Origin of the sequence: Microbacterium atlanticum (genome assembly GCF_015277815.1) — a bacterium.
Taxonomy (GTDB): Bacteria; Actinomycetota; Actinomycetes; order Actinomycetales; family Microbacteriaceae; genus Microbacterium; species Microbacterium atlanticum.
Map to the genome: position 1 here is coordinate 354,398 of NZ_CP063813.1, position 22,063 is coordinate 376,460.

The 22,063-nt window shown below is 66.8% G+C and carries 16 protein-coding genes, 1 tRNA gene and 1 pseudogene; 12 read left to right on the forward strand and 6 right to left on the reverse strand.

What is annotated here, in order from left to right; translation table 11 throughout:
- Nucleotides 1-59: 59 nt before the first annotated feature.
- Nucleotides 60-1,427, reverse strand: a complete 1,368-nt coding sequence (locus IR212_RS01590; protein ID WP_194398456.1) for an MFS transporter — start codon at nt 1,425-1,427, stop codon at nt 60-62.
- A gap of 175 nt (nt 1,428-1,602) precedes the next feature.
- Between IR212_RS01590 and IR212_RS01595 the strand changes: the two genes are divergently transcribed.
- The 4 genes from IR212_RS01595 (at nt 1,603) to IR212_RS01610 (ending at nt 3,458) form a co-directional block, all read left to right on the forward strand.
- On the forward strand, nt 1,603-2,454 hold the full coding sequence (locus IR212_RS01595) for a class II glutamine amidotransferase (RefSeq protein ID WP_194397301.1): 852 nt from the start codon (nt 1,603-1,605) through the stop codon (nt 2,452-2,454).
- A gap of 89 nt (nt 2,455-2,543) precedes the next feature.
- Nucleotides 2,544-3,173 carry a LysE family translocator gene (locus tag IR212_RS01600; protein WP_194397302.1) on the forward strand — a complete coding sequence of 210 codons (630 nt, stop codon included), beginning with the start codon at nt 2,544-2,546 and terminating at the stop codon, nt 3,171-3,173.
- A 69-nt stretch (nt 3,174-3,242) separates the two neighbouring features.
- A tRNA-Ser gene (locus IR212_RS01605) sits at nt 3,243-3,333 on the forward strand.
- Nucleotides 3,306-3,458: a hypothetical protein gene (locus IR212_RS01610; protein WP_194397303.1), complete on the forward strand. Its 153-nt coding sequence runs from the start codon at nt 3,306-3,308 to the stop codon at nt 3,456-3,458. Before IR212_RS01605 ends, IR212_RS01610 begins: the two co-directional genes overlap by 28 nt.
- 296 nt (nt 3,459-3,754) lie before the next feature.
- Here IR212_RS01610 and IR212_RS01615 read toward each other — a convergent pair whose 3' ends face one another.
- Nucleotides 3,755-4,750 (reverse strand): LacI family DNA-binding transcriptional regulator, encoded by a 996-nt coding sequence (locus IR212_RS01615; RefSeq protein ID WP_194397304.1) that lies wholly within the window; start codon nt 4,748-4,750, stop codon nt 3,755-3,757.
- Between the two features lie 235 nt (nt 4,751-4,985).
- Here IR212_RS01615 and IR212_RS01620 point away from each other — a divergent pair, with 235 nt between their 5' ends.
- The 6 genes from IR212_RS01620 (at nt 4,986) to IR212_RS01645 (ending at nt 14,861) form a co-directional block, all read left to right on the forward strand.
- On the forward strand, nt 4,986-6,317 hold the full coding sequence (locus IR212_RS01620; RefSeq protein WP_228479426.1) for an ABC transporter substrate-binding protein: 1,332 nt from the start codon (nt 4,986-4,988) through the stop codon (nt 6,315-6,317).
- A 66-nt stretch (nt 6,318-6,383) separates the two neighbouring features.
- Nucleotides 6,384-7,268 carry a carbohydrate ABC transporter permease gene (locus IR212_RS01625; RefSeq protein WP_194397305.1) on the forward strand — a complete coding sequence of 295 codons (885 nt, stop codon included), beginning with the start codon at nt 6,384-6,386 and terminating at the stop codon, nt 7,266-7,268.
- 3 nt (nt 7,269-7,271) lie between these two features.
- Nucleotides 7,272-8,183: a carbohydrate ABC transporter permease gene (locus tag IR212_RS01630; protein ID WP_228479427.1), complete on the forward strand. Its 912-nt coding sequence runs from the start codon at nt 7,272-7,274 to the stop codon at nt 8,181-8,183.
- Between the two features lies 1 nt (nt 8,184).
- A complete protein-coding gene (locus IR212_RS01635; RefSeq protein WP_194397306.1) occupies nt 8,185-10,791 on the forward strand; it encodes a family 78 glycoside hydrolase catalytic domain in 2,607 nt (868 codons plus the stop codon).
- 28 nt (nt 10,792-10,819) lie between these two features.
- Nucleotides 10,820-11,866 carry a family 43 glycosylhydrolase gene (locus IR212_RS01640; protein ID WP_194397307.1) on the forward strand — a complete coding sequence of 349 codons (1,047 nt, stop codon included), beginning with the start codon at nt 10,820-10,822 and terminating at the stop codon, nt 11,864-11,866.
- A 97-nt stretch (nt 11,867-11,963) separates the two neighbouring features.
- Nucleotides 11,964-14,861 (forward strand): discoidin domain-containing protein, encoded by a 2,898-nt coding sequence (locus tag IR212_RS01645; protein ID WP_194397308.1) that lies wholly within the window; start codon nt 11,964-11,966, stop codon nt 14,859-14,861.
- Nucleotides 14,862-14,917: 56 nt separating this feature from the next.
- On the opposite strand, the gene IR212_RS01650 is transcribed toward IR212_RS01645, so the two are convergent.
- Nucleotides 14,918-17,584 (reverse strand): glycoside hydrolase family 3 protein, encoded by a 2,667-nt coding sequence (locus IR212_RS01650; protein WP_194397309.1) that lies wholly within the window; start codon nt 17,582-17,584, stop codon nt 14,918-14,920.
- A 146-nt stretch (nt 17,585-17,730) separates the two neighbouring features.
- Here IR212_RS01650 and IR212_RS17315 point away from each other — a divergent pair.
- Nucleotides 17,731-17,886, forward strand: a pseudogene (locus tag IR212_RS17315) (helix-turn-helix domain-containing protein); the annotation flags it as partial.
- Nucleotides 17,887-17,899: 13 nt separating this feature from the next.
- On the forward strand, nt 17,900-18,655 hold the full coding sequence (locus IR212_RS01660) for a LysR family substrate-binding domain-containing protein (RefSeq protein WP_228479428.1): 756 nt from the start codon (nt 17,900-17,902) through the stop codon (nt 18,653-18,655).
- A gap of 69 nt (nt 18,656-18,724) precedes the next feature.
- Here the strand turns inward: IR212_RS01660 and IR212_RS01665 are convergent, their stop codons facing one another.
- The 3 genes from IR212_RS01665 to IR212_RS01675 form a co-directional block, all read right to left on the reverse strand.
- Nucleotides 18,725-19,549, reverse strand: coding sequence for a carbohydrate ABC transporter permease (locus tag IR212_RS01665; protein ID WP_228479429.1), 825 nt, complete (start codon nt 19,547-19,549; stop codon nt 18,725-18,727).
- Nucleotides 19,546-20,508: a carbohydrate ABC transporter permease gene (locus IR212_RS01670; RefSeq protein WP_194397311.1), complete on the reverse strand. Its 963-nt coding sequence runs from the start codon at nt 20,506-20,508 to the stop codon at nt 19,546-19,548. The genes IR212_RS01665 and IR212_RS01670 overlap by 4 nt, the downstream gene beginning before the upstream one ends.
- A gap of 94 nt (nt 20,509-20,602) precedes the next feature.
- Nucleotides 20,603-21,922: an ABC transporter substrate-binding protein gene (locus IR212_RS01675; RefSeq protein WP_194397312.1), complete on the reverse strand. Its 1,320-nt coding sequence runs from the start codon at nt 21,920-21,922 to the stop codon at nt 20,603-20,605.
- Nucleotides 21,923-22,063 lie beyond the last annotated feature (141 nt).

Consider the following 22,063-nt stretch of genomic DNA (forward strand, 5'->3'; position numbering starts at 1 on the left):
GACGGACAGGACGAGCGGATGCCGCCGACCGCGCCGGGTCGCGGCATCCGTCGCTCTCCTCACCCCGGCGGCGCCTCGCTGTCGGCCGGGGGATTGCGGATGCCGAGGAACGACGTGATTCCGCCCGCGAACATGAGCGCGGCCGTGACGATCGCGGCGCGATGGAAGCCGTCGAGGTCGAGGGTCCCGCCGACGATCGTGGCGAGCAGGGCGATGGCGATGAGTCCGGCGACGCGGGCCACCGCATTGTTGACGGCCGACGCAATGCCCGAGCGGTCGGGGCCGATGGCACCGAGGATCGCCGAGGTGAGGGGTGCGACCGTGAGCGCGAGACCGATGCCCATCACGACCATGCTCGGAAACACCTGCCACCAGTACGAGAAGTCCTCGCCGACCGTGAGCAGCAGGAGGGCGCCGACGCCCATCGTGATCGGGCCGACGGTCATGAACAGGCGCGGGCCCCACTTGCCGCTGAGGGCGCCGACGCGCGAGCTGAACAGGATGAGGAGGATCGTGGTGGGCAGGCTCGCGAGTCCCGCGAGGGTTGCGGCCAGCCCGGCGCCCTCCTGCAGGTAGACCACCACGACGAGGCCGTTGAGGGCGAGCGCGCCGTAGATGAAGGTCGTCGCGACGTTGCCCGTCCAGAAGTTGCGGACGCCGAAGAGGTCGAGCGGCAGGATCGGGTTGCGCACCGTGCGCTGGCGGAGGATGAACAGCACGAACAGCGCCGCTCCGACCACGAGCGGCAGCCAGATCGTCGGAGAGGACCAGCCGAAGTTGGGCTGCTCGATGAGCGCGTAGACCATGCCGCCGAGGCCCAGGGTGCACATCGCGGCGCCGAGCCAGTCGATGGCGGCGCCGGGCTTGCGGGTGTCGCGGAAGCCGCCGCGCGCGAGCAGCACCAGCGTCACCCCGATGGGGATCACGTTGATGAGGAAGGCGAGCCGCCACGACCACAGGTCGACCAGCAGTCCGCCGATGAGCGGGCCGACGATCATCGCCGACGTGGTCATGGCCGTCCAGATTCCGATCGCGCGGCCCTGCGCGCGACCGGAGAAGTTGGAGGTGATGAGCGCGAGCGAGCTGGGAACGAGGAAGGCGCCCGCGGCTCCCTGCACGCCTCGCGCGATGATGAGGAACTCGGCGGTCGGGGCCGCGGCGATCGCGACCGAGGCGACGCCGAAGCCGATCAGCCCGATGCGCAGCACCAGCACGCGCCCGTAGGCGTCGCTGACCGACCCCGCGACCAGGATCAGCGCGCCCAGCGTGATGAGGTAGGCGTCGACGACCCACTGCTGCGTCGTGATCCCGCCGCCGAGCTCGTCGCTGATGGCGGGGAGGGCGACGTTGACGATCGTGCCGTCGAGGAAGGCCACGAACGAGCCGAGCACCGCGATCCACAGGACGAACCGCTGCGTCGTCGACATGCGCGCGGCGGCGACGGGCGTGTCGGCCCCTGGCTGCTGGTCGGTCACGACATCACGCTAGACCCGTCCGACGACATCGCGGCGGGTTCGGACCACGCGGTGCGCGAAGACGGGCGGCCGCCGTACGATGACGGCAGCACCGTCCGGTGCCCACCGAACCCTCGCGGGAGCTGCGATGTGTCGTTGGCTGGCCTATACGGGGGAGCCGCTGCGGCCCGCCACCCTCATCCTCGACGCGCAGCACTCCGTCGTCGCGATGTCGCAGAACTCGCCGCTCGGAGCCGAGACCGTCAACGGCGACGGCTTCGGCTTCGGCTGGTACCCCGCAGACGCGGGAAGGACGGATGCCGCGGGCCCGAGGCATCCGTTCGTGTTCCGCAGCATCGAGCCGGCCTGGAACGACCAGAACCTGCGTGAGATCAGCCGCGCGGTCGTCAGCCCGCTCTTCTTCGCGCACGTCCGTGCGGCCGCCGGCCCGCCCATCCAGCAGACGAACTGCCACCCGTTCCGGCACGACGGGTGGCTGTTCATGCACAACGGCGCCATCGCGCAGTTCGGGCTGATCAAGCGCGATCTCACGCTCGCCGTCGACCCCGCGCTGTACCCGCTCATCCAGGGGACGACGGACTCCGAGGTGCTCTTCCACCTGGCGCTCACCTACGGGCTCGCGGATGATCCGATCGCGGCCGTGGGTGCCGCCATCCGCCGCGTCGAGGAGCTGGGCCACGCCGCCGGAGTGCGGTTCCCGATGCAGGGGACGCTGGCGGTGTCGGACGGGAAGACGCTGTGGGCGTTCCGGTACTCGTCGCAGGGACGCTCGCGCACGCTGTTCCACTCCGCGGATGTGCCGACCCTCCGCGCCATGTATCCCGGCGCGGAGCGCCTGTCGCTGTTCGGCGACCACGCCCAGGTCGTCGTGTCGGAGCCGCTCAACGAGCTGCCCGGCGTCTTCCACGAGGTCGGCGAGTCCACCGTCGCGGTGCTCGACCCCGACGGCTACCACCACCGCGACTTCCTTCCCGCCTGAGCTCGCGTCCTGTCCTCCCCTGCCGCTAAGCTCGTCGCCACTCGCCGCTTCCGGCATCCCTCGCGCCCTGCACACGCAAAGGCCCGCCCGTGGATCTAAACGTCCTGCTCGCCTTCGCCCTCGCGGCCGCCGTCGCGATCGCGATCCCCGGTCCCACCGTGCTGCTTGCGCTCGCCAACGGATCCCGCTACGGAGTGCGCCGCGCGACGTTCGGGATGCTGGGCGCCGTCGCCTCCGACATCGTGCTGGTGATCGCCGTCGGCGTGGGACTCGGGGCGCTGCTGCTGGCGAGCGAGACGGCGTTCACCATCGTGAAATGGGTGGGCGTGGCCTACTTGGCCTTCCTCGGGCTGCGGATGCTGCTCTCTCGGGGGGCCCTGCTGCACGGCGATCCGACGGCGGATCCTCGCGGCGCTCGGGGTGCGCTGTTCACCAAGAGCTTCGTCGTCGCGGTGACCAACCCGAAGGGCTACCTCTTCGTGGGGGCGCTCCTGCCCCAGTTCATCGATCCGGCCGCTGCACAGCTTCCCCAGTACCTCGTCATCGGGACGGTGTTCTGCGCGCTCGACCTCACGATCATGCTCGCGTACGCCGTGCTGGGCTCGCAGGCCATCCGCGTGCTCAAGCGGCAAGGGGCGGTGTGGATCGAGCGGGTGTGCGGCGGCATCCTTCTCGCGCTCGCCGCGTGGCTCGCCGGCGCCCGCCGCGCCGCAACGTAGTCCCGTGTCGATGTCCCGGCCGATCGCCTCGATTGGCGGGTTGGCACGGCGTGACGTAAACTCGTCGGCGGTGACGTGTCCGAGCGGCCGAAGGTGCAACTCTCGAAAAGTTGTGTAGGGTAACCCCCTACCGTGGGTTCAAATCCCACCGTCACCGCCATAAAAACCCCAGGTCAGGCCCGATTAATTCAGTTAACGGGAACAAACTGGGAACAAAACGGAAACAGCCGTCGCGACATCATCGCGGCGGCTTTTCCTGTTGATCGGGGATTTGTCGATTACTGACGGGTGCCGCGTTCGCGGCACGCGAGAGTCCCACCATAGGTAGATCACCGCCGCTGCGAGAAATACCTGATCAGTCGCCCTTTCCGGTAGCCCGGATCGGCGTCTCGCGGCCTAAGCGCGATGAATTCTGTTCCCATATTGTTCTCACGTGCCGAACGGCCAGTCGAACTCCCGCGGAATCTCGCGGATTCTGGACCCACTTACGGTGGGTTGGAGCACCACCGCAGTTCTGAAGCGGAACGCTGACAACGTCGGACCAGGTCTCTCATTGGCCCTGGCCGATTTCCAGCCGCCCACTACTGCCGCCAGACGTCGCCGAGCGTCGAACGCCGAGGCACGAGATGCGGCTCTAGCGTGATCGTGCGGTTCGGTGTGCTCGGGTCGTCGATGTGCTGCAGCAGCAGTTCCGCGGCGGCACGGCCCATCTCTTCTCCCGGTTGAGCAACTGTCGTCACCGGAATGGCGCTCTCGGCCGCGAAGTGGTTGTCGTCGTACCCGGTCACTGCGACGTCGACGGGTACTCGGAACCCCGGCGTCTCGTTCAACACCTGTATCAGGCCGATCGCGATCAGGTCGGATGCGGCGATGACGGCGTCGTATTCACCGGCTCCTCGTCGGATGATCTCGTGTCCGGCTTGGCGTCCGTGCTGGAGATTCAGCCCGCCGACCTCGAGCGTGTCCAGCTGCGCGTCGGCGATCTCCGCGACTGCGTGCGCGACGCCTTCCCGGCGGGCCCGCACTGCTGTGAGGAACATCGGCCCTCCCACGAAGAGCAGCCGCCGGCGACCGAGCGCGAGAAGGTGGCGGGCCGCCAGAGCGCCGCCGTGCCCTTCGTCCACGATGACGCCCGCATAGGCCAGTGTCGGCGATTCGTAGTTGACGAGGACGATCGGTGTAGTGGGTGCCGGGAGAAGGGAGGACTGCGCGAAGGGAGTATCGAGCGGGGCGAAGATGATGCCCGCCACCCGTGACGCTTCGAAAAGCTCGAGGTTGCGGACCTCGCGCTCGCGATCCACGTCGGAGTTCGTGATCATCACGTTGAGCGAGTGTCGTCGCATGACCGACTCGGCGCCCCGTGCGATGTCGACGAAGAAGGAGTTGCCGAGGTCTGCCACGACCAGGCCGATGGCGTTGCTCGTGCCGACAGCGAGGGACCGGGCGGCGTCGTTCCGAACGAAGCCGAGCTCGGCAATGGATGCCTGGACCTTGCGCCGAGTCTTGTCCGTGACCTTGTCCGGGCTGTTGAGGACGTTGGACACGGTCCCGATCGACACCTGAGCGTGCGCTGCCACGTCGGCCATACTCGGGCGGCCGCTGCTCGGACTGCGAAGCTGACCCGCCATTGATGCCCTCTCGTCGACTCCGACTCCGCATCGAACCGGATGCCTCGACCTTAGCCCAACGCGAAGCGGCGGAAAAATGAAGCGCTTCACAAACTGATAACGCTGATTGACAACACGAGGCGAGCATGCCATCTTTCATTCTTGAAGCGCTTCAAAGATGGAGCGTCGCTTTCAAGGAGGAACAATGACCACAGCAACGAGGCACATGGGGCGCCTGCTGCCGGTAGTGGCCATCGTCGGCGCGAGCGCATTCGTCCTCGCGGGCTGCAGTGGCAGCGCCGACAACGGAACCACAGGCGATGACAGCGCAGCGGCCAAGAGCGACGGCGAGTTCAGCGTGCTCAGCCAGACGCAGAACACCGTCATCGCGGGAACTCTCGAGGCGCTCGCGGGCGACCAGTGCGAGACGGCTGACGAGACGGCATCTCTCAAGGTCGATTCGGTCGACGGCACGACGTGGGACCAGCAGCTGCAGGTGCTCGCGGGCAACAATGCTCTGTCGGACTTCGGCATGGCGGGCGGCACCCCGGCTCTGATGCAGGAGTTCATCGAGGCCGGCCTCGTGGTCGACCTCAGCGCGGAGCTCGACAAGCTCGGCGTCGCAGATCGCATCGTGCCGGCCGCCGAATCGACCATCAAGGCCCTCTACGGCCAGGACGCGCTCTACGCGCTTCCGACCGAGCTCAACATCGAAGGCTTCTGGTACAACAAGCAGTTGCTCGAGGACGCAGGCATCGAGCCGCCCGCCACCTGGGACGAGCTCGCCGACGCGGCGGCCACCCTGCAGGACGCGGGCGTTCAGCCGTTCGTCGCCGCGGGCAAGGACGGATGGCCTGTCACACGCTTGGTGGGCAACTATCTCTTCCGCTCCCTCGGTGCCGACGCGCTGCAGAAGGTCGCCGACGGTGAGGCATCGCTCACCGACCCCGAGTACGTGGCTGCGGCAGACGCGATCGCCGAGTTCGGCTCCGAGGGCTACTTCGGTGACGCTGCCGGCTCCATCGACTACAACACGGCCATGAACCAGTTCCTCACCGGTGACGGTGCGTTCTTCTACATGGGCAGCTGGGCGCTGGGTAACTTCAACGACTCCGAGCAGAACAAGATCGGGGCCGACAACATCGGCTTCCTGCCCTTCCCCGCCGTCGAGGGCGGCGCCGGCAGCGCCGACGAGGTCCCTGCGAACGTCGGCATCCCCACCATGTTCACCACCAGCGGCTGGGACGAGGGCTCGGCCCAGTGGCTGGAGTGCATCGCGACCGGCTACGGCGACACGGCTCTCAACGAGTTCGGTCAGGTGACCGGCTTCGTCGTCGACAACCCGCCGGCTGAGCAGTCCGAACTGACCACCACCGTCCAGCAGGTCATCGCCGATGCCCCTGGTTCGGTGCTGTGGTTCGAGGCGGCGTTCTCGCCCGAAGCGACCTCCGTCAGCCAGACCAACGGTGGCGGACTCGCCACCGGAACGCTCTCCGGACAGGAGTTCATGGAACTCGTCCAGGCCGCGAACGGCTGAGCACGCACCACCTAGAGGCGGGGTCGGGCCCACGTCCGACCCCGCCCTCCACACCAAGGAACATCCATGCAACGCATGCTCAGCGACTGGCGCGCGATCCTCGTGCTCCTCGGCCCCGCATTCCTCGTCTACACCTCGGTGATGCTGGTCCCCATCTTCTGGTCCGCCGGCTACACCTTCTTCGAGGGCAACGCGATTCGCGGCTTCGAGTTCGTCGGGTTCGCCAACTTCATCGAGTTCTTCCAGGACCCCACGGCGATGCAGGCGGTCGGATTCACGATCCGCTACGCCATCGTGCTGACTCTGCTGCAAGTCACCGCGGGCTACGGCCTCGCACTGCTGTACACCTTCGTTCTCAAGCGCGGCGGCGCGCTCACCCGCACCCTGGTGTTCTTCCCCGTCATCCTTCCCACGGTCGCCGTCGCGTTGCTGTTCAGCCGGCTCTTCGAGGCCGCCCCCGCAACCGGCCCGGTGAACTCGCTCATCATCCTTCTCGGCGGTCCGAACGTGGACTGGTTCGGACAGCCGGACGCATCTTTCTGGGTCATCATCCTGATGGACGTGTGGCGCTCCATGGGGTTCTACGCCGTGCTCCTCTACGCCGGCATCGTGGAGATCCCGGATGAGCTCATCGAGTCCGCGCGACTCGACGGCGCGAACGGCTGGCGGCTCGTCCGCTCCGTGGTGCTCCCTCTCTCGCTGCCGGTGCTCCTCTCCGCACTGATCTTCTCCATCAACGGGACGCTCAAGGTGTTCGACACCGTCGTCGCCCTCACCAACGGCGGACCCGGCACATCCACGACGCCGCTGACCGTCTACATGTTCCGCACCGCGTTCAGCTTCGGCCAATACGGCTACGGAAGCACCGTGGCGCTGATGCTGACCATCCTCTGCCTCGTCGTGACGGTGTTCATCTTCCGCTCCACTCGACGCGATCTCACGAAGGGCTGACCCGTGTCCGCACTCATCGCCGAGCCGACCACGACCGCGTCGCCGACCATCCAACGACCCGAGACGGGCCATCGAGGCCGCGGCATCCGGAAGTTCTTCCGAAAGCTGCCGGTCATCATCGGGGTCTTCATCCTGCTCGTCATCGTCGTCTACCCGCTCGTATGGCTTCTGCTGGGGTCGTTCAAAACGCAGGACGAGTTCCTCAGCGAACCATTCTGGGCTCTCCCACGGCAGTGGGGGTTCGACAACTACATCGAAGCATTCGTCGGTGGCGGCCTGGGCACCTACATCCGCAACAGCGTGCTCGCCGTCTTCCCCTCCATCATCCTCATCGTGCTCTTCGGCACCGCGGCCGGCTTCGCGCTCGAGGTCATGGTGTGGAAGGGCCGCGGCGTGGTGCTGCTGATGTTCCTCGCCGGCATCATGATCCCGGTCCAGATGATCCTGCTGCCCCTGTTCACCATCTACTTCAGGCTCCACCTGACGGGCACGCTCTGGCCGCTGATCATCACGTACGTCGCGATCGGCATGCCGCTGACGGTGTTCATGATGGCCACGTACTTCCGAAACGTGCCGCGTGAGGTCTTCGAAGCGGCGACGATCGACGGCGCGAACATCTACCGCCTGTTCTGGACCGTCGGTCTTCCCCTCGTCCGCAACGCGGTCTTCACCGTCGCGCTCGTGCAGTTCTTCTTCATCTGGAACGACCTCCTCGTCGCGCTGACGTTCGTCAACACGCAGGAGCTGCGCACCATCCAGGTCGGACTGCTCAACTTCACCGGACAGTACGGCGCCATCAATTACGGGCCCATGTTCGCCGGCATCGCCGTGAACGTCGTGGGCACCCTGATCCTCTACCTCTTCCTCAACCAGCAGGTGATGCGAGGACTGACCGCGGGGTCGGTGAAAGGCTGACATGGCACCGGCGATCACGGAGATCTGGCTCGAAAACCGTCGCGGCGGACGCATGGTCGGAATCGACGAGGCGGCTCCCCGGCTGTCCTTCATCCCTTGCGAGCCCGCCACCTCATACGAACTGGAGTTCACCCCCTACGGCGGCGCATCCGTCTCGACCACGGTCAGCGGCACCAGGCTCCTCGCCTGGCCGTTTCCGGCGCTGGAAGCGCGAGGCGGTGGGATGCTGCGCCTGCGGCCCGACGCGGCCGGTGAGTGGTCCGAGCCGATGCGGATCGAACGAGGCATCGGGAACGACTGGCAGGTGGACTTCGTCAGTCCGTCCGAGCGTGCCGACGCCGGAGAACCGCGCCCCGGCTACCTCCTGCGAGCGTCGTTCGACCTCGGCGCCCTCGCCGCGGAACTCATCAGCCGCGCTCGCATCTACTCCACGGCACATGGCGTCTACGAACTCGAACTGAACGGCCGCCCGGTCTCCGACGACCGGCTGGCGCCCGGATGGACAAGCTACCGGCACCGCCTCCGCTACCAGACGCACGACATCACCGATCGCCTGCGCAGCGGCGTCAATGTCGTCGGCGCATGGCTCGCAGACGGCTGGTACCGGGGCCACATCGGCTTCGACGGCGGACTCTGGGACATCTACGGCACCGACGTCGCGCTACTGCTCCAGCTCGAGGTCACCACCATCGACGGAGCGACCTCCGTCGTCCCGCTCACGTGGCGATGGGCACCGTCTCCCATCGCCGCCGTCGGACTCTACGAGGGCGAGACGTTCGACGCTCGCCGCCACGACCCGCTGTGGTCGACAGCGGAATACGACGCGAACGCCTGGCCCTTCGCGACCGTTCTCGGCCGCGAGAGGTTCACCGCCCGCATCGAGGCGCCCACCGCGCTTCCCGTCCGGGAAATCGAGACGATCCCGCCACGCTCCATCGAGCACCGGGACAACGGGCGCATCCGGCTCGACTTCGGCCAGAACATCTCCGGGGTGCTGCGGATCCGGCCGAGGGCAGACGCCGGCCGTGTGATCCGGCTGCACCATGCCGAGGTGATCGAAGACGGCGAACTCGGAACCCGACCTCTGCGCGCGGCGACGTCCGTCGACACCTACATCGCCGCCGGCCACGACGGCGAGGTCTACACCCCGCGTTTCACCGTCCATGGGTTCCAGTACGCCGAGATCGAAGGGTGGCAGGGAGCGCTGACCGCGAACGATGTAGAAGCGGTCGTGATCCACACCGACATGCAGCGCACCGGCGGATTCAGCTCCTCTCACGACGGCCTGAACCAGTTGCACTCCAACGTGGTGTGGAGCATGCGTGACAACTTCGTCGACCTGCCCACCGACTGCCCGCAGCGCGACGAGCGGGTCGGATGGACTGGCGACATCCAGATCTTCGCCCCGACCGCCCTGCGGCTCTACGCCGCGCACGGCACCCTCACCGGATGGTTGCGCGACCTGGCGGTCGAGCAATGGGACGACGGTCACGTGCCGCAATTCGTCCCCTGGGTCGAGTGCGGGTTCCCCAACTTCCCCACCGCGGCGTGGGGCGACGCGGCGGTCATCGTGCCATGGGAGATGTACCGCAACGACGGCGACGTGAAGATCCTCGCCGAGCAGTACGACAGCATGAAGGCCTGGGTCGATCTCGTCGACCGCCTCACCGGCCACACCGGCCTCTGGAATGACGGGTTCCAACTCGGCGACTGGCTGGACCCGAAGGCGCCTCCGCACGACCCCGGCGAATCCCACACCGACCGTCACCTGGTCGCCACGGCCTACCACGTCAAGACGGCACGGATCCTGGCGAGCACCGCCGACCTCCTCGGCCGGAACGACGACGCCACCCACTACGCGCACGTAGCGGCCCGGGCGACCCGGGCGTTCCAGGACGAGTACGTCAGCCCGTCCGGACGCGTCGTGAGCGATACGAGCACCGCGATCGCCCTCGCCCTGGTGTTCGACCTCTTCCACGACGCGCAGCAGGCAGCCGCCGCCGGCGAACGGCTCGCCGAGCTGGTGGAACGCAGCGGATTCCGCATCTCCACCGGGTTCGTGGGCACCCCGATCATCTGCGACGCGCTCGTCCTGGCAGGAAAGCCCGACCACGCATACCGGCTGCTGCTGCAGGACCAGCTGCCGTCGTGGCTGTACCCGGTGTCGATGGGTGCGACCACGATCTGGGAGCGGTGGGACAGCATGCTCCCGGACGGGAGCATCAACCCCGGCGACATGACCTCGTTCAATCACTACGCGCTGGGCGGGGTCGCCGACTTCCTGCACCGGGCCGTCGCGGGGCTGGAACCCGTCGCGCCCGGGTGGACCGCCATCCGGTTCGCGCCCATTCCAGGAGGATCGCTCACGAGCGCGTCCGCCAGCTACGACTCCGTCCTCGGCACGGCCAGCAGTTCGTGGCAGCACGACCACGACACCTTCACGCTGACCGTCGAGGTCCCGGTGGGCTCCACGGGCGAAGTCGTTCTTCCGGGCAGCGGCGAGGCCATCGCGGTCGGTCCGGGAACGCACACCTACACGACGACCCTCCGCGCAGGCGGCCCGGACGGTGCTCACCTCGAGCCGCAGCGGCATCCCATCGAAGCCTGACCCTCGCCAACGGCGAAGAAAGACAGCAATGACATCACCCCGCACCAGCATTACCCCCGGCCAGGTCTGGCTCGACACCTCCGGTGAGCGCATCCACACACACGGCGGTTCCGTCATCACCGTCGGCGACACCTTCTACTGGTACGGCGAGAACAAGGAGCGCTCAACCCCGGGGAGCGGCATCTGGCACTGGGGCGTCCGCGCCTACAGCTCCAAGGACCTCTACAACTGGCAGGACGAGGGGCTCATCATCCCCCCGGACCAAGACGACGAGGAATCGCCCCTTCACCCGCACCAGCTGCTGGACCGCCCCCACATCATCTACAACCAGCACACCGCGAAGTACGTGTGCTGGGTGAAGGTGATGACGAAAGGCTCCATCCAGCGCTCGACCGTGCTCACCGCCGACCACATCCTCGGTCCCTACACGATCGAGCGCACCTGGCTGCGACCGCTGGATATGAGCGCGGGCGACTTCGATCTCGTCGTCGACCCGGAGGACGGCAAGGCGTATTACTACTTCGAGCGCGTCCACTCGGAGATGATCTGCGCAGACCTCACGACGGATTACACGGACGTGACCGGGTACTACTCCACCCACTTCCCGCAGCCGCAGCCTCCGTTCGTACGAGAGGCGCCGGCGTATTTCCGCCGGAACCGCAAGCACTACCTCCTCACCTCCGGAACGACGGGGTACTACCCCAACCCGTCCGAAGCGGCAGTCGCGGCCAGCTACCACGGTCCGTTCGAGGTACTCGGCGACCTGCACCCCACCGACGAGTCACGCACGTCCTTCCACTCGCAGATCTCGTCGGTCTTCAAACACCCCGGCAAGAAGGACCTCTACATCGCGATCGCCGACCGCTGGCTTCCCCGGTACCTGGATCACGGCGCGCGAGCCCATCAGGCCTTCGTCGACCACTTCGCGCCGGGCAAGGACGGCGACGAGCCGATGGAGGAGTTCGCCGACGTCGACACGACCATCGCGGACTACGTATGGCTGCCGATCCGGTTCGACGGTGACCGCCCGGTCATCGACTGGCATGACGAATGGAGAATCGAAGACTTCGACTGAGCAGTGTCCGGCCCGGGCGCGTTGATGCGCCCGGGCCGGTGACGTATGTGCGGACACCGCAACCACAGTGTGCCTCGATGAGCAAAGGAGCTTGTCCATGTCCAGACCTGTCCAAGAGAACCGCCGCAAAGTCGCCGCCGTCGCCGTAGCCGGCCTGGTGGCACTGGCGATCCAGCCCCTCGCGGCTGCGCCGGCCGCCGCATCCACCGGGGCCGGCGGTGCCGTCTCCGTCACGTACACCTCTTACAACGTCGACGAGGGCAGTCATCGGCTCTCGCCGCAACCCGACAAGACGCTCACCCCGATGAGCAACAGCTCGGCGATGACGATCAACGTCGACCCGTCCGTCTCGTATCAGTCCTACGAGGGGTGGGGTTCTTCGCTCGAGGATGCCACCATCTACCACCTGCAGCGGCTGAGCTCGACCAGCCGCGAGAGCGCGCTGCAAGCCCTCGTCAGCCGCGCCAACGGCAACAACATGAACCTGTGGCGCACCACCATCGGGTGCGCCGACTTCTGCCGCACCGCGAAGACGACGGGATTCTGGACATACGCCGACAACAACGGCGTGGCCGACCCGACGCTCTCCTCCTTCTCCATCGCGAGAGACATCAGCGACGGCAAGATCGCCATTATGCAGCGCATGCGGCAGATCAACCCGGAACTCCGCTTCTATGCGTCGCTCTGGTCGCCGCCGGCGTGGATGAAGACCAACAACAGCATCACCGGTCCGGAAGGCTATTTCGGGCACTGCAAGACCGACGGCACCGAACCGCGTGTGCAGCACGGCAACACCGGTCCTCACCACACGGGGTCATCCAACGATTACTACCCGGTGCTCGCCGACTACTACGTCAAGTATGTGCAGGCCTACGCCGCGCAGGGCATCCCGATCTATGCGGTCACGCTGCAGAACGAACCCGACATCCAGATGCCGTATCCGACGACTTGCTTCACCCCCGGTCAGATGCAGGACTTCGCCAAGATCCTCAAGCAGAAGTTCACCGCTGCCGGGATCACGTCGAAGATCTGGGGGATGGACGCCAACCTCACCGGCGACACTTTCAAGTACACCGACGCGCTCCTCGGCGACGCCGCCACCAACCCGGCCGTGGACGGCATCGCCTTCCACAACTACGACAACACCACCATGTGGCAGCCCAACGCTGTCGCGGCGCAGTATCCGACGAAGACTCAGCACATGACGGAGATCACGCAGGGTGCGAACAAACTCATCGAGTTCTTCCGCGGCGGCGTGAGCAGCTACTCCGGGTGGGCGACGATGTTCGAGTACTCGATGTGCAACGCCGTCGACGACACCACGAACGACATCGTGCTGTGCAACGCCGGACCCAGCTGGTGGATGGACCGCAAGGTGAGCACGACCGACCCCGACGCCGACACCCCCTCCCTCATCTCTCCGAGAGCAGGCGACCCGACGCAGTACGACCTCAACGGCTGGTACTACATCTGGGGACAGTTCTCCCGCAGCATCCAACTCGGCGCCAAGCGCATCGACAGCACCGATCGGATGGGCACCATCTCGAACGTCGCCTTCCAGAACCCGGACGGCACCGTGGTCATCGTCGTCGCCAACCGACCCGACGCCACCGGCCTGCCCGAGTCGAACCCGGCCCGCTTCAACACCACCCAGCTGAACACGGCGGCAGCTCCGATCCGGATCGCGACGCCCGACGGCGAGTTCACCGACACCATCCCGGGCGACACGATCGCCACGTACGTGTACACCCCGACCACCGGCAATGCCATCAGCAAAGCCGGGTGGAGCGCGTCGGCGACGAACACATGGGACGCGTTCACCCCGGCTCAGGCCATCGACGGGAACCCGCGAACCCGCTGGATGTCGGGCGTCGACCAGAGCTCCGGTCAGTCGTTCACCCTCGATCTGGGCGCATCGCGCACCTTCGACCAGATCTCGCTAAACCAGATCGCCTTCCCCACCGACTCTCCGGGAAGCTACACGGTGCAGACCTCCCCAGACGGGACGACCTGGAGCGGCACGGTCTCCTACGGCAACGGGACATCCTCGTTCACCAACATCTCCTTCGCACCGGCGACTGCGCGGTACATCCGGATCAACCTCACCGCAGCGGCCGGGAAGTGGTGGACCATCGGCGACGTCAGCGTCTACAACAGCCAGGCAGGGCTGCTGCCGAAGAACGCGGGGGCGGCCACGGCATCACTGACAGGAAGCGGCACGTCGGCGGCGGCGGCCTGGGACGGCACGGCGGGTACACGCTGGACAACCGGTGCCGCACAGGCGTCCGGGCAGTGGCTGCGCCTCGACCTGGGCGCGACCCGCACCTTCACGGCGCTCGAACTGGATGCAGGAGTGTGGTCAGGCGACTACCCGCGCGGCTACACCATCCACGTCTCAAACGACGGAGTCACCTGGGGAAGTGCGGTGGCCACCGGAAGCGGCACCTCCCACATCACCCATATCGCCACGGGCACCCGCAGCGCGCGGTACGTCCGCGTGCAGCTCACAGCAGCGTCCAGCACGAATTGGTGGAGCGTGGCCGAGGCGCGTGTCTACAACGGGGCACGGTCCACCACCACAGGCGTGACGTGGTCCTCGTTGTCTCACACCGGCTGGACGGCATCCGCGTCAGCAGCCTCCGCCTCGGCGGGGCTCGGCATCGACCAGTGGCTGGACTCCCGCTGGCAGTCCGGCCAAGCGCAGAGCAACAACGAGTGGTACGAGATCGACCTCGGTGCCGCCCGCACGTTCAAGGGCGTCCAGCTCATCCAGACCGGCGGCCCCGACAACGGGGGTGGCGACTACCCCCGCGGCTACGAGGTGTACACGTCCAACGACAAAGTCACCTGGACGAAGGTCGCAGCGGGCGACGGGTACGGCGTCGTGAACGCACTGTTCGCGTCGCGGACGGCGCGGTACATCAGCATCCACAACACGGGGACGGATGCCTCGCACTGGTGGTCCGTCGGAATGGTGAACGTCTTGACCGACTAGCGACAGGAGGGCCGGCGTCCCTGATGGGATGCCGGCCCTCTCGTTGCGCTGGAACGTCAGCCCGCGGGGATGACGGTCTTGGTCGTGGCGCGGATATCGGAGGAGGAGCTGCCGATCTCGAGCGTCACCGAACCGGTGGCGGTGGTCCAGGCATCCGCTTCCGTATTCCAGTACTGGAACGCGTGCTCGTCGAGGACAACGGTCACTTCCGCCGACTGCTTCGAGTCGAGCGTCACGGATGCCCAGCCGGCCAGCTGCTTCTCCGGCGATGAGACGCCCGGCAGACTCCCGACGTACACCTGGACCTTCTCGGTGCCCGTCAGCTTGCCCTGGTTGCGCACGGTGACGGTGGCAGTCGTCCGGGTCTCGCCGTCGACAGTGGTGGTGCCGAGCGTGACCTTCTTGTCGTACTTGAACGAGGTGTACGACAGTCCGTGACCGAACGAGAACAGCGGAGCCGCGTCGTTGGCAAGGTATGCCTTGTAGCCGACGTTCAGTCCCTCGTCGTAGCGCACCTCGGGCTCGACGACGGCGAGCGTGTCGAACTCGTTGGTGATGCCGGTGTCAGCAACCTGCGCCTCACTCGCCGGGAAGGTGATCGGCAGCTTGCCCGACGGGTTGGTCTCACCGAAGAGCACCGAAGCGACGGCGTCGCCCTGAGCCTGCCCGCCGTACCAGGCCTGCACGACACCTTCGACGTCGTTCAGCCACGGCATGAGCACCGCGCCGCTGGTGGCGAGCACCACGATCGTGCGCTTGTTGGCCTTGGCGACGGCCGAGACCAGGGCGTCCTGGTTCTGGGGCAGGGTCAGGTCGCCGCGGTCGGCCGCCTCGCCCGTGTAGTCGCGGACCACCACAACAGCGACATCAGCAGCCGCGGCCGCGTCGACAGCTGCCTGCTGGCTCGCCGTCGTCGTGCCCTTCGGCGGCGTCCAGCCGAGGCGGACCATGGCGCCCGCCTGGTCGTTCAGACCGCCGTCGAACTGGTTGGGGGCGTCCGTGGCGTATTCCACCACGACGGGGTAGGACTGACCGGCTTTCAGGCTGAGCTTGGCCTGGTCGGTGCCGTACACGTCGTTGTCGCCCGTTGCCGGGGAGATGACCTGGGTGTCGCCGATGGTCAGCGACGCCTGACCGATCTGCGAGAGCCCGAAGGTGTACTCGCCGGTGGTCGGCGCGGTGATGGAGCCCGTCCAGCGTGCCGTGATGGGTCCGACGGCGAACAGCGCCGGGACGTTCTCGACCTGGGAGGTGTTGATCATCGTGCCGGAGATCCCGGTGCGAAGGTTCACCTGCGAGTCGACGCGGTCGAGCGTCATGCCCATCGTGGTTGCCGTATATGAGACGTTCAGTCCGTCGCCCAGCTCTCCGCCCGACGGGGTGAGGACATCGGACGGCACAGGGGCGAGGCCGGTCAGAGTGTCGCCCAGGCTGACGGGGTCGCCGCCGGCCGTGTAGGTGACCTGCGCGTCGCCCGCGGCCGCCTCGATGCCATCGAGGATGGTGGTGAGGTCGGCCGGGTTCTGCACCGCTCCACTGCCGCCGCCGTCGATGTAGTGGTCCGCGTCGGCGCCGATGACGGCGATGGAGCCGACCTTCTTCCCGGCGTTCAGCGGGAGCGCCGACTTGTCGTTCTGCAGGAGGACGATGCCCTCCGTGGCGACCTTCTCGGCGACGGCGTCGTGCTCGGCGAGCACGTCCGCGGGCAGCGCGTCGGATGCGGGCTGGGGGAAGACATCCCAGTTCGCGGGCGGGTTGTCGATGGTGCCCTGCGAGAAGAGCGCGTAGAGAACGCGGCGAGTGGCGTCATCGACGCGCTCCTCGCTGACAGTGCCGTCGAGCACGGCCTGCTTCAGGTTGCTCGCCGAAAACTCGATCCCGGGGCCGGCCACGTCGAGGCCGTTCTCGTAGTCCGCGAACGAGTGGGTGGCGTTGAAGTCGCTGGAGATGTAGCCCTTGAAGCCGAGGTCGTTCTTCAGGATGTCGTTCTGGAGAGTGCCGTTGCCGCACGAGTACTCGCCGTTGACCTTGTTGAAGGCGCACATCACGGCGCCCGGGTCGGCGGCGATCACCGGCTCCCACGGGCGGGTGTAGACCTCGCGCAGCGTGCGCTCGTCCACGACCACGTTCACGTGCCCGCGACGGGTCTCCTGATTGTTCAAGTTGTAGTGCTTGACGATGGAGTGGACCGGGTTGGACTCCTGGCCGACGACCTGGCCGGTCGCGATGGCGCCGTTGAGCAGCGGGTCCTCGCCGAAGGACTCCCACTGCCGGCCGTTGTACGGGCTGCGAACGAGGTCCATCGTCGGTCCGGCGATGCTGGTGTAGCCGGCGCGCCACGCCTCGTCACCCGACACGTCTCCGTAGGCCTCAGCAAGTTCGGGGTCCCAGGTCGAGGCGAGGGCGACTCCCGCGGGGAGCGCGGTGGTGTCGATGTCGGTCGCGGAGAGGCCGCAGCATCCGTCCTTGCCGCGGATGGCGGGAATCAGGCGCTCGGGCAGGCCCGCGCCGCCGGACTGGATGAGCATGGTGATCTTCTCATCGAGGCTGAGCTCGGCGAGAAGGAGATCGGTGCGATCGTCAGCGGACAGCGACGGGTCCATCCAAGGCACCTCGTCGTTGGCCGCGGACGCGGGCGCGGCCGTCAGGCCGACGAGCAGCGAGGCCACCGCGAGCGCTGCTACGGTGGTCAGCCGTGCGCGCCGCGGGGGCGAAGAAGACATGGGCATGCTGGGCTCCAAGTGGTTGGGGTGGGGAGAGGCATACGAGATCCATATGCCTCTCCCATGCAAACATTCGCAGCGACGACGGAACAAGGCGCAACCGGCTACCGGACATTAGACTCGGCCTAAGGTGCGGGGAGGCGGGCATGCCCGAGTTGCCGGTCAGGACCATCCGCTATGTCGTGGCACTCGCGGAGGAGAGGAACTTCGGCCGCGCCGCCGAGAAGCTCGGCATCGCGACCCCTTCGCTGAGCGTGCAGGTCTCCCGGCTCGAGGCGCTGCTGGGGGCGCCGCTGTTCCTCCGGGCGCAAGGGCGTGGAGCTCACCCGCCTCGGCGAAGAGTTTCTTGTCGCGTCCCGGGCTGTTCTGGACGCCGACGACGACATGCAATCGTGGTTGACCCGCACCATGGGAACCGGAGGCTCGATCCGGGTCGGGCTGGTTGCGGGCGGCATGTTCGATCTGGGCTCGCAGGTGCTGGCCACGCTCCGCGCCGAACGTCCCGACCTCGAGATCACGCTCGTCACCGTGCCGTTCGGTGGAGTGATACCGCACATCCTGAACGGCCAGGCAGACGTCGTGGTCACAGCCGCGCCCTTCACTTCCGCGCCCGATGCCGGCGTGCGAAGCGCTCACATCCGTGACTCGCGGCGTGTGCTCGTAGTGTCCCGGGAACATCCTCTCGCCAAACGGCCCGCGGTGGTGCTGTCTGATATCGCGAATGAGACGTTCGTGGTGCCGACCGGTGTCGACGCGGAGACCCTGGCGTGGTGGGTCATCGACCCGCGACCGGACGGGACGGTGCCCAAGCAGGTGGCTGTAGGACCGGACTTTGAGGGCATCCTCGCGGCCGTGGGCGCTGGCCTGGGTGTCAACATCACCGCCGCGGAAGCCCAGCTCGCGTACGACCGGGCCGATCTCCGATACATCCCCATCACCGATGCGCGCCCGAGCCAGATCGTCGCGGTGTTCGCTGCTGGGCGTCGGGACCCGCTGCTGCGGTCCTTCATCGCTGCTGCGCGCGCGTTCGGCGACCCGCCTCAGACCAGCGCGAGCAAGCGGCGGGCGTGAGGAATGGGGGGTACGCGAAGAGGGGGCGGATGCCGCAGCATCCGCCCCCTCTTTCGGCTTACGGTTCGCTCAGCCCTTGACGGCTCCGCTGGTCATGCCGGCGACGATCTGCTTCTGGAAGAAGATGTACATGATCAGCGGCGGGATCGTGATCAGCAGGATGTTCGTGAACAGCAGGTTCCACTGCGTCGAGAACTGGCTCGAGAAGTTGTAGAGCGTCAGCTGCACGGTGGGCTCGCCCGGCAGGAAGTACAGCGGGTTCTGGAAGTCGTTGAAGACGAACACCGACTGCACCACGATGATCGTGACGATCACGCTCTTGAGCAGCGGGAATGCGACGGTGAAGAAGAGTCGCAGGGGTCCGGCGCCGTCGATCGTCGCCGCCTCGTCGAGTTCCCGCGGGATCGTCGAGATGAACGCCCGGAACATCAGCACGCAGAACGAGAGTCCGAACGCGACCTCGATGAGGATCAGTCCGGGCAGGTTGCCGAACAGCTCCAGACCCTGCAGCACCCAGATCGTCGGTACGACGGCCGGCGGGATGATCAGGCCGCTCAGCACCAGGAAGTTGATCAGCGGGTTGAGCTTGCTCGGCCGGCGCTGCAGCACCCACCCGACCATCGCCGAGAACACCACCATCAGCGTGACGGACGCGACGGTGAGGATGGTCGAGTTGATGAACGCCCAGATGAGCATGAAGTCGCGAGCCGTGACCACCTCGACGAGGTTCTCGAAGAACGCGAACTGCTCGGGCCAGCTGAACTGGAGGAGGGATGCCTCCTGCTGCGGCTTCATCGCGGTCAGCAGGATGAAGCTGAACGGGACGATGAACACCACCAGGGCGACGATGATGGCGATGACGCCGACGACGTTGCGGCGGACGGCGGCGATCACTGCTCGACCTGCTTCCGGTTGAGGGCCCAGAAGATGGGCACGATGACGGCCGTCACGACGAGGAAGAGGATGACGTTGCCGGCGGCCGAGAGACCGAAGAACCCGGCTTGGTACTGCTTGAAGATGACCGACGAGATGACGTCGCTCGAGAATCCCGGCCCGCCCTTCGTCATGGCCCAGATGAGGTCGAACGACCGGAGGCCGCCGATGAGCGACAGGATGATGACCGTCACGGTGGCGGGCTTGAGCAGCGGGAGCGTGATGTTCCAGAAGCTGTGCCATGCACTCGCACCGTCGACCTTGGCGGCCTCGAAGTACTCCTGCGGGATCGCGACGATGCCGGCGATGTAGATGAGGGTCGCAAGGCCGACGCCGCGCCACACGTCCACCATGGCGACCGAATAGATGGCGAGCGAGGGGTCGGTGAGCCAGGCGGGGCCCTGGATGCCGAACACCGCGAGGGTCTTGTTGATCAGGCCGTCGAACGGGTCCATCAGGACCTTGAAGGTGATTCCGACGCCGATGGTCGAGACGAGCACCGGGAAGAAGATGACGGCGCGCAGGAAGGTGCGGCCGATGATGCGGCCGGTGAGCAGCAGCGCGATGAGCAGTCCGAGAACGACCTTCAGGCCTGACGTGACGAATCCGAAGATGAACGTGTTCGTGAAGCCCTGCACCAGGGCCGGCTCCTTGAAGAACTGGACGTAGTTGGCGAAGCCGATGAACTGGATGTCGAACAGCGACCACCGCGTCAGCGAGAAGTAGAAGCTCGCGATCGTCGGGACGATGAACAGGACGATGAAGAGGATGCCGGCGGGCAGGTAGAACCACATCGGGTACTGCTTCGCCATGTTGCCGCCCTGCTTGCGGCGGCGGGAGCCTCGGCGCAGGCCGGGCGCGTCGCCATCGGCGATGTCCTCGGCCTCCTGGAGCGCCGTGGCGGAGGGGGTGATCGACATGATCCGGGTCTCTCGTGTCGGGAATGGATGAGGGGCCGGCCGGCGAGCGCCGACCGGCCCCTCAGTTCAGTGTGACCTAGTCAGGTCGGGCGGGTCACCAGCCCTCGAGGCCGAGCTGCTGCGCCTGCTTGACGACGTCCTCGTCATAGATGGCGGCGCCGTCGGCGGCGGAGCGGATGCCCGATCCGACCTCGACCGTGATCTGCTCGAGCGCCGGTCCCTTGATGGGGGAGAGGAACTCGAGGGCCGGCAGCGAGCCGCCCTCGGTCTCGAAGTACGGCAGCATGTCGGCGACGGCCTTGGGCACGTCGTCGGGAATGGTGCAGCCCTCGACCAGGTACGGGCCGGCGGCCCCGACGGCCTCGGTCTGCGCGTCGCACGCCTCGGTGGTCGCCACGAAGGCGAAGAACTCCTTGACCGCCTCGGGGTGCTCGGTCGTCGCCGAGCCGTACAGGCCCGACGGCGTCCACGCCGTGAGGCCGTTGTCGGGGCCGTCGCCGGGGAGCGCGAAGAATCCGACGCCCTCGGCAGCCTCCGGGTAGTTCTCGACCATCGGCGGGATGGCGAAGGTCAGCATCGGGTAGTGCGCGCCCTCACCGGTGGCGACCATGCGGAGGCCGTCGTCGTAGGTCGCCGAGGCGAAGTCCTCGTTGAGGACGTCGGCCTCGAAGACCTCCTGCAGGTGCTCGAAGCCCTTGATCGCGGGCTCGTCGACGTACTTGCGCTCGTTCGCCGTGTACGCGGTCGCCCAGTCGGCGTCTTCGGCGAGGACGTTGTAGAAGTCGCCCAGCACGAAGAGCTGCGAGGTCCACGTCTCTCCGTACGTCTGGATGACGCCGGCCTTGCCCGACTCCGCGACGGCCTTGCTGTTCGCAATGAAGTCGTCCCACGTCGTGGGGACTTCGAGACCGAGCTCCTCGTAGATGCCGACGTTGTAGAGCACGCCGCCGCCCATGGCCGTGCCCATCGGCACGCCGTAGACGCCGTTCTCGGTCGAGACCGCGCTGACGAAGGTGTCGGAGAGGTTGTCGATGAACTCCTCGCCCTCCAGGTTCAGCACCGTGGAGTCGGGGTTCAGGGCTTGGAAGAGCGAGCCCGAGTTGTACTGGAAGATGTCGGTCATCTCGCCGGTCGACAGCCGGGTCTTGACGACGTTGTCGCCCTCGGCACCCTGCGGGCGGGTCTCGACCTCGACGGTGATGTTGTCGCTCTGGGCGTTGAATGCATCGACGATCGCCTGGGTCGGGCCGAGGGTCGACTCCGAGTTGTCGGCGAGGAGCGTCAGCGTGACGGGCTCGTCACTGCCCTCGTCACCGCCTCCACCTCCGGCCGAGCAGCCGGCGAGCGCGAGCGCGACGATCCCGCCACCGGCCACCAGGGCCAGGGCTGCACGTCGCGGGGTGCGGATGGTCATTGCTTACCTCCATGTAAACATGTGATGCGATGGGCAGGAGTGTTGAAGCGGTTCAACACGAGAGACTGTAGATCGGTGTACATCAGAATGTCAACAGCTTGTCGGGTCACAAGTCGATCACAGCCGCATGTTTCCGCGAAC

Coding starts and splice junctions, on each gene's coding strand:
- IR212_RS01645 (WP_194397308.1), top strand. CDS start 11,964: ATGTCCAGACCTGTCCAAGAGAACCGCCGCAAAGTCGCCGCCGTCGCC.
- IR212_RS01670 (WP_194397311.1), bottom strand. CDS start 20,508: ATGTCGATCACCCCCTCCGCCACGGCGCTCCAGGAGGCCGAGGACATC.
- IR212_RS01590 (WP_194398456.1), bottom strand. CDS start 1,427: ATGTCGACGACGCAGCGGTTCGTCCTGTGGATCGCGGTGCTCGGCTCG.
- IR212_RS01675 (WP_194397312.1), bottom strand. CDS start 21,922: ATGACCATCCGCACCCCGCGACGTGCAGCCCTGGCCCTGGTGGCCGGT.
- IR212_RS01640 (WP_194397307.1), top strand. CDS start 10,820: ATGACATCACCCCGCACCAGCATTACCCCCGGCCAGGTCTGGCTCGAC.
- IR212_RS01625 (WP_194397305.1), top strand. CDS start 6,384: ATGCAACGCATGCTCAGCGACTGGCGCGCGATCCTCGTGCTCCTCGGC.
- IR212_RS01635 (WP_194397306.1), top strand. CDS start 8,185: ATGGCACCGGCGATCACGGAGATCTGGCTCGAAAACCGTCGCGGCGGA.
- IR212_RS01620 (WP_228479426.1), top strand. CDS start 4,986: ATGACCACAGCAACGAGGCACATGGGGCGCCTGCTGCCGGTAGTGGCC.
- IR212_RS01650 (WP_194397309.1), bottom strand. CDS start 17,584: ATGTCTTCTTCGCCCCCGCGGCGCGCACGGCTGACCACCGTAGCAGCG.
- IR212_RS01595 (WP_194397301.1), top strand. CDS start 1,603: ATGTGTCGTTGGCTGGCCTATACGGGGGAGCCGCTGCGGCCCGCCACC.